General features: G+C 69.7%; 14 protein-coding genes. 5 read left to right on the forward strand and 9 right to left on the reverse strand.

Going from position 1 to position 13,110, the window contains the following annotated elements:
• Positions 1-27: 27 nt before the first annotated feature.
• The 3 genes from aceB to ACO2Q0_RS09960 all read right to left on the reverse strand — a co-directional run bounded on the left by aceB (position 28) and on the right by ACO2Q0_RS09960 (position 3,572).
• On the reverse strand, positions 28-1,629 hold the full coding sequence (gene aceB, locus ACO2Q0_RS09950; RefSeq protein ID WP_423351335.1) for a malate synthase A: 1,602 nt from the start codon (positions 1,627-1,629) through the stop codon (positions 28-30).
• Positions 1,630-1,722: 93 nt separating this feature from the next.
• Positions 1,723-1,929: a DUF4170 domain-containing protein gene (locus ACO2Q0_RS09955; protein WP_423351336.1), complete on the reverse strand. Its 207-nt coding sequence runs from the start codon at positions 1,927-1,929 to the stop codon at positions 1,723-1,725.
• Positions 1,930-1,979: 50 nt separating this feature from the next.
• A complete protein-coding gene (locus ACO2Q0_RS09960) occupies positions 1,980-3,572 on the reverse strand; it encodes an isocitrate lyase (protein ID WP_423351337.1) in 1,593 nt (530 codons plus the stop codon).
• A gap of 158 nt (positions 3,573-3,730) precedes the next feature.
• Here ACO2Q0_RS09960 and ACO2Q0_RS09965 point away from each other — a divergent pair, with 158 nt between their 5' ends.
• Entirely contained in the window at positions 3,731-5,170 is a 1,440-nt protein-coding gene (locus ACO2Q0_RS09965; protein WP_423351338.1) for a helix-turn-helix domain-containing protein, read from the forward strand.
• 82 nt (positions 5,171-5,252) lie between these two features.
• On the forward strand, positions 5,253-6,485 hold the full coding sequence (locus ACO2Q0_RS09970) for a TetR/AcrR family transcriptional regulator (RefSeq protein ID WP_423351339.1): 1,233 nt from the start codon (positions 5,253-5,255) through the stop codon (positions 6,483-6,485).
• Here the strand turns inward: ACO2Q0_RS09970 and ACO2Q0_RS09975 are convergent.
• Together ACO2Q0_RS09975 and ACO2Q0_RS09980 are read right to left on the reverse strand one after the other, a co-directional pair.
• Positions 6,482-6,820 carry a low affinity iron permease family protein gene (locus ACO2Q0_RS09975; protein WP_423351340.1) on the reverse strand — a complete coding sequence of 113 codons (339 nt, stop codon included), beginning with the start codon at positions 6,818-6,820 and terminating at the stop codon, positions 6,482-6,484. The genes ACO2Q0_RS09970 and ACO2Q0_RS09975 overlap by 4 nt on opposite strands.
• A gap of 47 nt (positions 6,821-6,867) precedes the next feature.
• Positions 6,868-7,845 (reverse strand): NAD(P)H-quinone oxidoreductase, encoded by a 978-nt coding sequence (locus ACO2Q0_RS09980; protein ID WP_423351597.1) that lies wholly within the window; start codon positions 7,843-7,845, stop codon positions 6,868-6,870.
• 97 nt (positions 7,846-7,942) lie between these two features.
• On the opposite strand from ACO2Q0_RS09980, the gene ACO2Q0_RS09985 reads away from it, so the two are divergent.
• Together ACO2Q0_RS09985 and ACO2Q0_RS09990 are read left to right on the forward strand one after the other, a co-directional pair.
• Positions 7,943-8,146 carry a DUF1192 family protein gene (locus ACO2Q0_RS09985; protein ID WP_423351341.1) on the forward strand — a complete coding sequence of 68 codons (204 nt, stop codon included), beginning with the start codon at positions 7,943-7,945 and terminating at the stop codon, positions 8,144-8,146.
• Between the two features lie 114 nt (positions 8,147-8,260).
• Positions 8,261-8,773 (forward strand): DUF1465 family protein, encoded by a 513-nt coding sequence (locus ACO2Q0_RS09990; RefSeq protein ID WP_423351342.1) that lies wholly within the window; start codon positions 8,261-8,263, stop codon positions 8,771-8,773.
• Here ACO2Q0_RS09990 and ACO2Q0_RS09995 read toward each other — a convergent pair.
• From ACO2Q0_RS09995 to rpmE, 3 genes are all read right to left on the reverse strand, one after another.
• Positions 8,770-9,141 carry a DUF1801 domain-containing protein gene (locus tag ACO2Q0_RS09995; protein ID WP_423351343.1) on the reverse strand — a complete coding sequence of 124 codons (372 nt, stop codon included), beginning with the start codon at positions 9,139-9,141 and terminating at the stop codon, positions 8,770-8,772. The genes ACO2Q0_RS09990 and ACO2Q0_RS09995 overlap by 4 nt on opposite strands.
• 74 nt (positions 9,142-9,215) lie before the next feature.
• Positions 9,216-9,734, reverse strand: a complete 519-nt coding sequence (locus ACO2Q0_RS10000) for a DUF1003 domain-containing protein (protein ID WP_423351344.1) — start codon at positions 9,732-9,734, stop codon at positions 9,216-9,218.
• A 154-nt stretch (positions 9,735-9,888) separates the two neighbouring features.
• Positions 9,889-10,113, reverse strand: coding sequence for a 50S ribosomal protein L31 (rpmE, locus tag ACO2Q0_RS10005; RefSeq protein WP_309093237.1), 225 nt, complete (start codon positions 10,111-10,113; stop codon positions 9,889-9,891).
• A gap of 142 nt (positions 10,114-10,255) precedes the next feature.
• Between rpmE and ACO2Q0_RS10010 the strand changes: the two genes are divergently transcribed.
• The gene (locus ACO2Q0_RS10010; RefSeq protein WP_423351345.1) at positions 10,256-12,106 is read left to right on the forward strand and encodes an ABC transporter transmembrane domain-containing protein; all 1,851 of its coding nucleotides are present in this window, start codon (positions 10,256-10,258) and stop codon (positions 12,104-12,106) included.
• Here the strand turns inward: ACO2Q0_RS10010 and ACO2Q0_RS10015 are convergent.
• Positions 12,103-13,104, reverse strand: coding sequence for a glycerophosphodiester phosphodiesterase (locus tag ACO2Q0_RS10015; protein WP_423351346.1), 1,002 nt, complete (start codon positions 13,102-13,104; stop codon positions 12,103-12,105). The two genes, ACO2Q0_RS10010 and ACO2Q0_RS10015, sit on opposite strands and share 4 nt — an antisense overlap.
• Positions 13,105-13,110 lie beyond the last annotated feature (6 nt).

Raw genomic sequence — 13,110 nt, forward strand, 5'->3', positions numbered from 1 at the left:
GAATCCTGCGAAGCCCCCCGCCCGAACTCAGTCCAGCACCCGGTAGGCCGGGAGCGTCAGGAACTCCTCCAGCGTCTCGCCCAGGCACATGTCGAGGAAGATCTTCTGCGCCTCGGCGAAGCGGCCCTTCTCGAACGCCTCGGCCGGCAGCACCTGGCGCAGGCCCGCCATCTCCTGGTCGGTCAGTTCGCGCAGCAGGGCCGGCGTCACGGCGCGGCCGTCGGCCAGGGTCGCCTCGTGGTGCAGCCACTGCCAGATCTGCGTGCGGCTGATCTCGGCCGTCGCGGCGTCTTCCATCAGGTTGTAGAGCGGCACCGCGCCCTTACCCCGCAGCCAAGCCTCGATGTACTGGACGCCGACGCGGATGTTCTCGCGCAGGCCGGCTTCCGTCCGCTGACCTTCGTGGACGCGCAGCATGTCCTCTCGGGTGACGGTGATGTCCTCGCGCATCTTGTCGAGCTGGTTCGGCCCCGGCATCAGCCGGTCGAAGACCTCCATGGCGACGGGCACCAGGTCGGGGTGCGCCACCCAGGTGCCGTCATGGCCGTTGGTCGCCTCGCGCTCCTTGTCGGCGCGGACCTTGGCGAAGGCCGCCTCGTTGGCGGCCGGGTCGCCCTTCACCGGGATCTGCGCCGCCATGCCGCCCATGGCGAAGGCGCCGCGGCGGTGGCAGGTCTGGATCAGCTTGAAGGAGTAGGCCTGGAGGAAGGCCTGGCCCATGGTCATCACCGCCCGGTCGGGCGTCAGCGCGTCGGGCTGGGTCTTCAAACGCTTGATAAACGAGAAGATGTAGTCCCAGCGGCCGCAGTTCAGGCCCGCCATGTGGTCGCGCAGTTCGTAGAGGATCTCGTCCATCTCGAAGGCGGCCGGCAGGGTCTCGATCAGCACCGTGGCCTTGATCGTGCCGTTGGGGACGCCCAGCGCCGCCTGGGCGTGGACGAACACCTCGTTCCAGAGGCGCGCCTCCAGATGGCTCTCCATCTTCGGCAGGTAGAAGTAGGGGCCCGAGCCCGCCGCCAGCGAGGTCTTGGCGTTGTGGAAGAAGTACAGGCCGAAATCGAACAGGCCGCCGCTCATCTCCTCGCCGTCGACCAGGGCGTGCGCTTCCGGCAGGTGCCAGCCGCGCGGCCGGACGATCAGCGTCGCGACCTTGTCCTTCAGCGCATAGCTCTTGCCGGTCGTGGGATCGGTGAAGCCGATCTTGTTCGCCCAGCGGTCCTTCAGGTTGATCTGTCCGTCGACCATGTTGCGCCAGGTCGGCGAGGAGGCGTCCTCGAAGTCGGCCATGAACACCCGCGCGCCCGAGTTCAGGGCGTTGATGATCATCTTGCGGTCGACCGGGCCGGTGATCTCCACGCGGCGGTCCAGCAGGTCGGCGGGGATCGGCGCGACCTTCCAGTCGCCGTCGCGCACGGCCTGGGTCTCGGCCAGGAAGTCGGGCTTCGCGCCGGCGTCGAACCGGGTCTGCCGCTCCTCGCGGAGCGCCAGCAGCTCCAGCCGGCGGTCGTTGAACTTGCGGTGCAGGCCGGCCAGGAAGTCCAGCGCCTCCGGGGTCAGCACCTCGGCGTCACGGCCCTCGAGAGGGTGGGTCAGCTGCACGGCAGGCCGCGTTTCGAGGTCGAGCGACATCTCAGATGCTCCGGAGTCGAGGGCCGGAAAGAAAGAAGGCTCCCCGCCCGGGCCCTCGGAGAGGAGCGGGGAGCCTCAGGATACTAGCCGAGATCAGTTCGGCAGGACGAGGTGCTCGGTGGCGATCGCGTAACGGGCGGTGGCCAGGCTGCGGGTCTCGTCCGACTTGGCGCGCCAGGCGGCCTTGGCCTCCTCGCGGCTGTCGTAGGGGCCCAGCACCTCGGGGGCGCCGTGCTTCAGGGACTTGAAGGCCGTACAGCTGTACTCGCCGCCGACGACCCAGAAACGTTCCTTGGTCATCATCGTCTCCAAGGCGGCCGGCCTCGTCGGCCGGCGCCTCCTCCTGCGGGTTAGGCGAACTGGTTCATCGTGTTGTGGACGCCGCCGGCCTTCAGGGCCGCTTCGCCCGCGAAGTATTCCTTGTGGTCGTCGCCGATGTCCGAGCCCGACATGTTCTGGTGCTTCACGCACGGGACGCCCTTGCGGATCTCCTCGCGCTGGACGCCCAGGACGTAGCCCAGCATGCCTTGCTCGCCGAAGTACTCCTTGGCCAGGTTGTCGGTGCTGAGCGCCGCCGTGTGGTAGGTCGGCAGGGTGATCAGGTGGTGGAAGATGCCCGCCCGCTTCGCGCCATCGGCCTGGAAGCTGCGGATCTTCTGGTCCGCCTCGATGCCCAGCGGCGTCTGGTCGTACTCGGCGCTCATCAGCTTGGCCTTGTCATAGGCCGAGACGTCCTTGCCCGCCTTCGCCCACTCCTCGAAGACCTGCTCGCGGAACTTCAGCGTCCAGTTGAAGGACGGGCTGTTGTTGTAGGCCAGCTTGGCGTTCGGGACGACTTCCCGGATGCGGTCGACCATCGAGGCGATCTGCTCGACGTGCGGCTTTTCGGTCTCGATCCACAGCAGGTCGGCGCCGTTCTGCAGCGAGGTGATGCAGTCCAGCACGCAACGGTCCTCGCCGGTGCCGGCGCGGAACTGGAACAGGTTCGAGGGCAGGCGCTTCGGGCGCAGCAGCTTGCCGTTGCGGGTGATCACCACGTCGCCGTTGCCGACCTGCGTGGCGTCGATCTCCTCGCAGTCGAGGAAGGCGTTGTACTGGTCGCCCAGGTCGCCCGGCTCCTTCGAGAAGGCGATCTGCTTGGTCAGGCCGGCGCCCAGGCTGTCGGTCCGCGCGACGATGACGCCGTTGTCGACGCCCAGCTCCAGGAAGGCGTAGCGCACGGCGCGCAGCTTCTGGATGAAGTCCTCGTGCGGGACGGTCACCTTGCCGTCCTGGTGGCCGCACTGCTTCTCGTCCGAGACCTGATTCTCGATCTGGATGGCGCAGGCGCCCGCCTCGATCATCTTCTTGGCCAGCAGGTAGGTGGCCTCCGCGTTGCCGAAGCCCGCGTCGATGTCGGCGATGATCGGAACCACGTGGGTTTCGAAGTTGTCGATCTTGTCCTGGACGGCCTGGGCCTTGGCGTCGTCGCCGGCCTTGCGGGCCGCGTCCAGGTCGCGGAACAGGCCGCCGAGCTCACGGGCGTCGGCCTGCTTCAGGAAGGTGTAGATCTCCTCGATCAGGGCGGGGACCGAGGTCTTCTCGTGCATCGACTGGTCCGGCAGCGGGCCGAAGTCCGAGCGCAGAGCCGCGATCATCCAGCCCGACAGGTAGATGTAGCGGCGCTTGGTCGAGCCGAAGTGGCGCTTCACCGCGATCATCTTCTGCTGGGCGACGAAGCCGTGCCAGCAGCCCAGCGACTGGGTGTACTGCGTGGGATCGGCGTCATAGGCCGCCATGTCCTCGCGCATGATGCCGGCGGTGTACTTGGCGATCTCGAGGCCGGTCTTGAACCGGTTCTGCAGGCGCATGCGGGCCACGGCTTCCGGGTCGATCCCGTCCCAGGTGCCGCCCTTGCTCTTCACGAGCTGGCCCATCTCGATGATGTGGTCTTGGTACGCCATGTGCCTCTTCCGCGTGTAAAGCTGTTGGCTCTTTGACAAGCCGTCGGGGGCACTAACGCCTGAATTTCCTCGACGTCGAGGCTCACGGCCGAGGCAAAAGGCTGTGTTGTCACAGCTCAACGTTGTCACACTTGTAAATCTGTGACAAAACGACAGGCATGGCCCTGGGACCCACCGACCGTAAACTGTTCCTCGGCGCGCGGCTGAAGCGGCTGCGGCGCGACCTGGGGCTGACCCAGACGCGCATGGCCGAGGACCTCGGCGTCTCGCCCAGCTATCTGAACCTGCTGGAACGCAACCAGCGCCCCGTCACCGCCCAGGTGCTGCTGCGTCTCGCCGAGGCCTACGACCTCGACCTGAAGACCCTGTCTTCGGACCCCGAGAACACCAGCGCGACGGGCCTTTCCGAGATCTTCTCCGACCAGCTCTTCCGCGACCTGGGCGTCGCCCGCCACGAGATCGCCGAGGTGGCCGACAGCGCCCCCGGCGTCTCCGAGGCCATCGTCCGCCTCTACCGCGCCTATCTCGACCAGCGCCGCCTGGGCGAACTGGGCTACGCGGCGCGGCCGGAGGAGGGCGCCTTCGAGAGCTCCGTGGTCACTCCGTCGGACTGGGTGCGCGACTATATCCAGGCCCAGAAGAACTATTTCGGCGAGCTGGAGGAGGCCGCAGACCGCCTGGTCTCCGAACTGAAGCCCGAGCCGCAGGACTACGCCATCGCCGCCCGCGCCCGGCTGCTGGAGCGCCACAAGGTCCAGGTGCGCGTCGTGCCCGTCGAGGTGCTGCCCGAAAGCGTCCGCCGCTTCGACTACCACCGCAAGCGGCTGTTCCTGTCCGAGGTGCTCACCGGCGCCGGCCGATCGTTCGCGCTCGCCTACCAGCTGGCGGTGCTGGAGAACGGCGAGCTGCTCAACACGCTGGCCGATCGCGCCGGCCCGCCCGACCGGCCCACGCGGGCCCTGGTCAAGGTCAGCCTCGCCAACTACCTCGCCGCCGCCCAGCTCATGCCCTACCAGGCCTTCCACGACGCGGCCGAGCGGACCGGCTACGACCTGGAGCTGATCCGCGCCCGCTTCGGCGTCTCCTACGAACAGGCGTGCCACCGCCTGACGACGCTCGCCCGGCCCGGCGCGCGCGGCGTGCCGTTCTTCATGGTGCGGGTGGATAGCGCCGGCAACATTTCGAAGCGCTTCGCCGGCGGGACCTTCCCGTTCTCGCGGTTCGGCGGCGCCTGCCCGCGCTGGAACATCCACTCCAGCTTCCGCACCCCCGGGCGCATCGTCACCCAGGTGATCGAGACCCCCGACGGCCAGCGCTACTTCACCCTCTCCCGCACCGTCTCGCGCATCGCCACGCCCTATGCCGGCGAGGACTCCGAGCTCGCCGTCGGCATGGGTTGCGAGCTGAAGTACGCTGAGCGGCTGGTCTACTCCCGCGGCCTCGATCTGAAGGAGCCGGTCGCGACCGGCATCGGCCCGGCCTGCCGCATCTGCGAGCGCCCGGCCTGCCCGCAGCGCGCCGCCGAGCCCATCACCCGCACCCTGACCGTGGACGACTTCACGAAGTCGATCTCGCCCTACCCGTTCGCTTCGACATAACGGTATGCTGACGTGAGGTGACCCCTTTGCGCCTTCGCCGTTTCCGGGGCAGAAAGGCGTTTCAGGGGAGTAACATACGTCCATGGCTCAACGCGGCGCAGCGACGCGATCGACGGACCGGTTCGAACGCAAGCGCGAGGCCATCCTGGATGCGGCAACCCGCATCCTGAACCGCAAGGGCGTGAAGGGTCTGACCCTTTCCGACGCGGCTGCGGCGGTCGACCTCTCTACCACCAGCGTCACCTACTACTTCAGGCGCAAGGACGACCTGGCCGCCGCCTGCATCACCCGCGGCATCGAGGCCTATCTCGAGATGGCCGAGCGGGCCCTGGAGCGCGCGACGCCGGCCGAGCGCCTGCACGCCCTGCTCACCCTCTACTTCGAGCGGATGCGCCAGACGGCGGTCGAGGACGCCGCGCCGCTCCCGGTCATCTCGGACATCCGCGCGCTCAACGAGCCCCGGCGCGAGGAGGCCTCACAGGCCTACGGGCGGCTGTTCCGAAAGGTGCGCCAGATCTTCGACGCGCCGGAGCTGGCCTGGATGTCGCGCGGCCGCCGCACGGCGCGCACGCGCATGCTGCTGGAGCAGCTCTTCTGGGCCCACAACTGGCTGTCGAAGTACGATCCCGAGGACTACCTCCGCGTCCGCGACCGGATGTACGACATCCTGATCCACGGCGTCGCCACCGAGGAAGACGCCTGGACGCCCAAGCCCATCCCGATGGAGGCCTTGGCGGCGCGAGAAGGCCCCGAGCTCGCCCGCGAGACCTTCCTGCTCGCGGCCACCAAGCTGATCAACGGGCGCGGCTACCGCGGCGCCTCGGTCGACAAGATCTCGGCCGAGCTCAACGTCACCAAGGGCAGCTTCTACCACCACAATGACGCCAAGGACGACTTGGTGGTCGCCTGCTTCGAGCGCACCTTCGAGGTCATGCGGCGGGGCCAGCGCCTGGCGCAGGAACTGCCCGGCAGCGAGTGGGACCGCCTCTGCGCCTGCGCCGCGGCCCTGTGCGAATTCCAGCTCTCGGACCACGGCCCGCTGCTGCGCACCTCCGCGCTCACCGCACTTCCGGAACAGATGCGCCGGGCCACGGTGGAACATGGCAACCGCGTCTCCGACCGTTTCGCCTCGATGATCTCCGACGGCATCGCCGAAGGCTCGATCCGGCCGGTGGATCCGGTGATCGCCGCCCAGATGCTGAACGCCACCCTGAACGCCTGCGCCGACCTCGGGGCGCTGGTGCCCGACGTCCGGCCGAAGGCGGCGCCTGCGGTCTTCGCCAAGCCCATGATGATGGGCGTCTTCAAGCACTAGCTAGGCGGGTCGCCGCGCCGCTCAGCCTCGCGGTGTTCCTCGATTTCCGAGGCCGTCTTCTCGTCGAGCCTGGTCAACTCGCTGCGCGCCTCGCCGTGGGCGCGGAGAAGCTCGTCGAGCTTGGCCTGCACCGCCTCGGTGTCCCGGTGCTCCGCCCGCTGGATGAACAGCGTCATCAGCCAGGTGATCAGCGTCGCCACCGAGTGGAAGGTCAGCTCGGCCCTGTCGAAGACGAACCAGGCGGCCACGTATGCGCCGAACAGGATGAACGCTGCCGGATGCCCGGTGAGCACGCCCAGGTGCGTGAGGCCTCGCTGGATCGCCTTGCCTGTCATCGTCCGCCAACGTGGGGCGCTGGCGGACGTTCCGGCGTGATAACCGCTCAGCCGGCGATCAGGATCACCTTGCCGACGTGGGCGCCGCCTTCCAGGTGGGCGTGGGCGGCCGCGGCCTCGGCGAGCGGGAAGGTGCGGTCCACCTGCGGCTTGACCTTGCCCGCCGCGATCCACGGCCAGACCACCCGCTCCACCGCCGCCGCCAGCCGCGCCTTCTCGTCGGCGTCGCGGGGCCGGAGCGTCGAGCCGGTGATGACCGCCCGCTTCTGCATGATGCGGAACACCGGCACGGTGATGTCGCCGCCGGCCTGGGCGGCGATGTAGACGATGCGTCCGCCGGTGTTCAGCGCGTCCAGGTTCTTCGCGAAATAGTCGCCGCCGACCATGTCGAGGATGACGTCGGCGCCGCCCGCGGCCGTGGTCGCTTCGCCGAAGTCCTGCGTCGAGGCGTCGATGGCCACGTCGGCCCCGAGCGCCAGCGCCGCCTTCGCCTTGTCGCCCCCGCGAGCCGTGGCGATCACCCGGGCGCCGGCGGCCTTGGCCATCTGGATCGCCGTGGTGCCGATCCCCGAGGTGGCGCCATGCAGCAGCAGGGTCTCGCCGGCGTTCAGCGCCCCGTGCTCGAAGACGTTGGCATAGACGGTGAACACGGTCTCCGGCAGGCCGGCGGCCTCTTCGAACGATAGGCCCTCGGGCAGCGGCAGCGCGTGGCGGGCGTCGCAGACGGCGTACTCCGCGTAGCCCCCGCCGCCCAGGAGCGCGCAGACGCGGTCCCCCGCCTTCCAGCGGCCCCCCATGGTCGTGGCGTCGGCGACCACCTCGCCGGCCACCTCGAGACCCAACGTCTCGGGCGCGCCCGGCGGCGGCGGATAGAAGCCGTTGCGCTGGACGATGTCGGGCCGGTTCACGCCCGCCGCCCGCACGCGGATCAACACCTCGCCGGGCTTCGGTTCCGGCACGGGCGCGCGCACGGCCTTCAGGGCGCTGGCGGGCCCGCGGCCGCCTTCGACGGCGATGGCGGTCATTTCCGTGACGCTCAAATGACGCTCCTGAACTTGCGCGGTGGCCCTTTGCACGATTGGATAGCGCCCATTCTCGGGGGCCGAAAGGGAGAGACAGGCAATGGAAGAGCCTGCAGACGTTCGGATCGGCCGCGGTCAGAGGCTGTTGGAGGCCGTCCGCGAGGACCTGGAGCTGTACGGCGCCGCCGAGCTCGAGGAGCGGATCGAGGTGCTTCAGTCCGAGATCGCCCGCGTGCGGGCGCAACTCGAGAAGAAACGGGCTGGCCGCGCCGCCGCGGACGCGCTCTTCTCGTCCAGGAACTAGCCTGCGGCCGGGCCGCGCGCATCGGTCGCTGGCCCGGGGAGTGGCACGGCCGTTGCACGGAACGGCATTGTACGGATCAAAAGCGGCCAGACCGCGAAGAGAGCTGAAGACCAGATGTCCGAACCCCAAGTCGTCAGCCCCCAGTGGCGCGCCGCGGTCATCCAGGACTTCGCGCGATCCGAGCTGTTCGAGCGGACCTTCCAGGAAGGCATGGAGCTGGTCGAGGAGACCGCCGCCTATCTCGACGGCGTCGGCCGCCAGGAATCCAAGCTGCTGTCGCGCAACGCGGCCTTGGCCTACGCGTCTGAAAGCATGCGGCTGACCACCCGCCTCATGCAGGTGGCCTCGTGGCTGCTGGTGCAGCGCGCCGTGCGCGAAGGCGACATGCCGCCGACCGCCGCGTGCGAGGACCGCTACCGCCTCTCGGAGGACCACGGCCGCGAGGCCGGCGACGGCGCCGAGGACCTGCCCGCGCCGCTGCTCATCCTGCTCGACCGCGCCGAGCGCCTCTACGAGCGGGTCCGCCACCTGGATCGCCGGATGTATGTCGAGAACGCCGACGCCGCGGCCCCCGCCAATGCGGTCCTCAGCCACCTCGACCGGCTCAAGAACGCCTTCGGGGCCTAGGCCTTCGTCTTCGCCCGGTTCAGAGCGGCCGCGGCCTGGATCAGCGCCTTGAACGCGGCCGCATCCACCATCTCGCCCTCAGGGATGTCGATGGCCCGGCGGGTGTTCCCTTCGAGGCTCGAGTTGAACAGTCCGTGCGGGTCCGGCAGCGCCGCGCCCTTGGCGAAGGTCAGCTTGACGGCCTTCTTGTAGGTCTCGCCGGTGCAGAGGATGCCGGCGTCTTCCCAGACGGGAACGCCCCGCCACTTGACCGTCTCGACGACCCCCGGGACCGCCTCGTGGATCAGCTTGCGCACCTTCGCCAGGGTCTCGCCCCGCCAGTCGGCCAGGCCCGCGATCTTGGCGTCGATCTCCTGTGCGGCGTCCATCGGGCTCTCCTCACATCTTCTCGCCGGGCCGGTACGGCCGGACGAACATGTACAGCCCAGCCGGCCTGCGGGCGCTAGTCCTCCTCGACCTGCTCCAGGGTGTCGAGCACGACCTCCGGCGCCACGTCCCGCTCCAGCTCCTCCAGCGCTGGGTCCTGGGCCTCCTGGACGCCCAGCTTCTCGGCGATGCCCTGGGTGAGGGTGATCAGGCGCGTCACCTCGTGCTCGGTCAAAAGGTTGATCTGCAGGTCGAGCGCGGCCCGCCGATCCGCCGCCTGGGCGGCGCGGTTCTGGCTGATCAGGACGAAGGTCGACAGGAAGATCGCCTCGACCGAGGCGGCGGTGGCCAGGATCACGAACGTGGGGTCGAAGCGGGTCACGCCGGGAACGAGGCCGAGGTTCACGCCGACCCAGGCCAGCACGACGGCCAGGTGGACGTAGACGAAGACCATGCTGCCGGTGAACGCCGTCACCGCCCTGGCCAGCCGATCCTGCAGGCTCGCCGTCTCCTCTTCGCGCCGCTGCCGCTCGCGCAGGGCCTGGATGTTGCGCGCGAGGGCCGAGTTCAGCCCGGCCGCGCGGGGCGGGGGCACGGTGGGTGAAGAGGGTCGGTGCTGGTCCATGCGACGGCAGAACGCGCCAACGGGCGCGGAAGGTCACCGGAGGGGAGCAAACGAAAAGCGCCGCAGGAGTCCTGCGGCGCTCGAAACTCTCAGCAGCCCTGGACCCCGCTTGCGCGGGTCCGGCCTACTTGCGCGTGAAGGCGCCGAACTTGGCGTTGAAGCGCGACACGCGGCCGCCGCGGTCCAGAAGCTGGTGACCGCCGCCCGTCCACGCCGGATGGGTCTTCGGGTCGATGTCCAGGTTCAGGGTGTCGCCCTCTTTGCCGAGGGTCGAACGGGTCTTGTAGGTGGTGCCGTCCGTCATCACGACCGTGATGAAGTGGTAGTCGGGGTGGATGTCCTGTTTCATCGCGTCGGCGCCTGACGTAAAGGAGCGGCCACGTCGGAGCGGCCAAATTGAAGCGGCCGCCGGTGAGGGCGGCCAAAAGGAAGCCGGGCGTATAGAGAAAGCCCGCCGGGATTGCAAGGTGTTGCGCGATGAGTAAGCCCCGATGAGTGAGCCGGGGACGTCGGAGGTTTCCGCCCCAGGCCGGCCCAGCGCCGGTCAGGCCCTGGCCCAGAACCTCGCCGAGGCCGCGGACCGCCGCGGACGCAGCCGCAACGTCGGCGCGCTGCGGCGCCTGCTGCCCTACATCGGCGCCCATTGGGGCGACGCCACCTGGGCCGGCGTGTTCCTGGTCGCCGCCACCGCCGCGACCCTCGGCATGTCGGGCGCCATCCGCCTGCTGGTCGACCACCTGACCTCGGCGCGCGCCACTCACGACAGCGTCGATCGCTGGTTCCTGCTGGTGGGCGGCGTGGCCGTCGCCCTCGCGCTCTCCTCGGCGCTCCGCTACTTCTTCGTCACCAAGCTGGGCGAGCGCGCGGTCGCCGACCTGCGCAAGGCGCTCTACGCCCACATCCTCACCCTCGATCAGGCCTTCTTCCTGCGCACCCGCACGGGCGAGGTGCTGTCGCGGCTCACCACCGACATCGCCATCGTCGAGAACCTGCTCGCCACCTCGATCTCGGTCGCCATCCGCAACCTGCTCATGCTCATCGGGGCGCTGGCGATGCTGCTGGTGGTCAGCCCCAAGCTAACCGGCCTGGTGCTGCTGTCCTTCCCCGTGGTGCTGGCGCCGATGTTCCTGTTCGGCCGCCGGGTGCGCAAGCTCACCGCCACCGCCCAGGATCAGTTCGCCGGCGCCGTCGGCCATGCCGGCGAGAGCCTCGATGCGCTGGAAACCGTTCAGGCGTTCGGACGCGAGGCGGCCGCCGCCAACACCTTCGGCGAGGCGGTCGAGCAGTCGTTCCGTCTTTCCGTGCGGCGCATGACCGCGCGCGCCGTGATGACGGCGCTCGTGATCGCGCTGGTCTTCGGGGGCATCGTGGGCGTCTTCCAGCTGGGCGTGCACGCTGGCCTTCGCGGCGAGATGAGCTGGGGCACGCTCTTCCAGTTCGCCTTCCTGTCCGTGATCGCCGCCGGAGCCGTCGGCGCGCTGGGCGAGACCTGGGGCGACGTGCAGAAGGCCGCCGGCGCCATGGAGCGCGTGGGCGAGCTGATGGACGCCAGACCCGGCGTCGCCGCGCCGGTCCAGCCCGTCCCGCTGCCCCAGCCGCCCCGGGGCGAAGTGGCGTTCGAGGGCGTGACCTTCGCCTATCCCGGCCGGCCCGAGCTGCCCGCGCTCAGCGGCTTCTCGCTGCATGTGAAGCCGGGCGAACGGGTCGCCCTCGTCGGCCCGTCCGGCGCGGGCAAGAGCACCGTCTTCCGGCTGCTGCTGCGCTTCTACGATCCGCAGTCCGGACGCATCCTGCTGGACGGCGTCGACCTGCGCGACGCCGATCCCGTGGCCGTGCGCGACCGCATCGCCCTGGTGGCCCAGGAGAGCCCGCTGTTCTCGGGCTCGGCGCGCGAGAACGTCCGCTTCGGCCGCGCCGAGGCCTCGGACGAAGAGGTCGCCGCCGCGGTCCGCGCAGCCCACGCGGATGGCTTCCTCGAAGCCCTGCCCCAGGGCCTGGACACCCCGCTGGGCGAACGGGCCCGCAGCCTTTCGGGCGGCCAGCGCCAGCGCCTGGCCATCGCCCGCGCTCTCGTGCGCGAGGCGCCGGTCCTGCTGCTGGACGAGGCCACCAGCGCCCTCGACGCCGAGAACGAACAGCTGGTCCAGCACGCCCTCGACGTGGCCATGCAGGGCCATACGACCCTGGTCATCGCCCACCGCCTCGCCACCGTGCTCAAGGCGGACCGCATCGTCGTCATGGACGAGGGCCGGGTGGTGGAAGAGGGGACCCACGCCGAACTGGTGGCGAAGAAGGGCCTCTACGCCCGCCTCGCCGCCCTCCAGTTCGGCGCGGCGGCCTAGGCCCTGGCCTTCACCGCCAGCTCGGGGAAGTCGCTGAACACCCCGTCGACGCCGGCTGCGTAGAGCGCCTTCAGCAGCGCCGTCGCGTCGCCATGGGCGGCGGGACCTGCGCCGCGTTGCAGCGTCTTCGGCAGGAAGGCGTTCTCGGCCCGCACCGTCCAGGGATGCACCTGCAGCCCCGCGGCATGGGCCCAGCCGACCAGCGGCGTCGGCGCCGCGAGCGCTCCGTCCTTCACTGGAACGACCAGCGGCCATTCCGGTCCCAGGCCTTCCGCGAAGCCGGCGATGGCCTTGATCCCGGCCTCGCTGGCGACATCCACCGGCGCCGCGCCCTGGCTGACCAGCATCACCCTGCGGGCCTTCGAGAGCCTGCCGAACGTCCTCAGCGGCTCGACCTCGAAGCACTGCACGAAGACCTTGGCCGTGGCGCTGTCCAGGCCGGCCGCCTTCAGCGCGCCGGCCAGCCGCGGCTCGAGGGGCAGGCCCAGGCCCGCGAAATAGGTCGGGTGCTTCATCTCGGGATAGATCCCGACGCCCTTCGCCTTGGCGAGCTTCACCACCTCCTCGAAGGTCGGGATCTCCGCGTGGCCGTCGAACTTCGCGCTCCCGGGGCGAAGCTGCGGCAGCCGCTCGCGGGCGCGCAGCGTCTTCAGCTCGGCCAGGGTGAAATCCTCGGTGAACCAGCCGGTGACGCTTTCGCCGTCGATGGTCTTGGTCGTCTTGCGCGCGGCGAACTCCGGCCGGTTCGCGACATCCGTCGTGCCGCCGATCTCATTCTCGTGCCGCACGACGAGATGGCCGTCCTTGGTGACGACTAGATCGGGCTCGATGAAGTCGGCGCCCTCGGCGATCGCCAGCTCGTAGGCGAGGCGGGTGTGCTCGGGCCGCTCGCCGCTGGCCCCACGATGGGCGATGACGATGGGAAGCTTCGACCGGGCGAGTGTCGGGCCCGCGGCGGCGAGGACGGGAAGGGCGGCGAGCGTGCGGCGCGTGATCATGCCGCC

It is taken from the genome of Phenylobacterium sp. VNQ135, assembly GCF_049445735.1.
GTDB lineage: Bacteria > Pseudomonadota > Alphaproteobacteria > Caulobacterales > Caulobacteraceae > Phenylobacterium.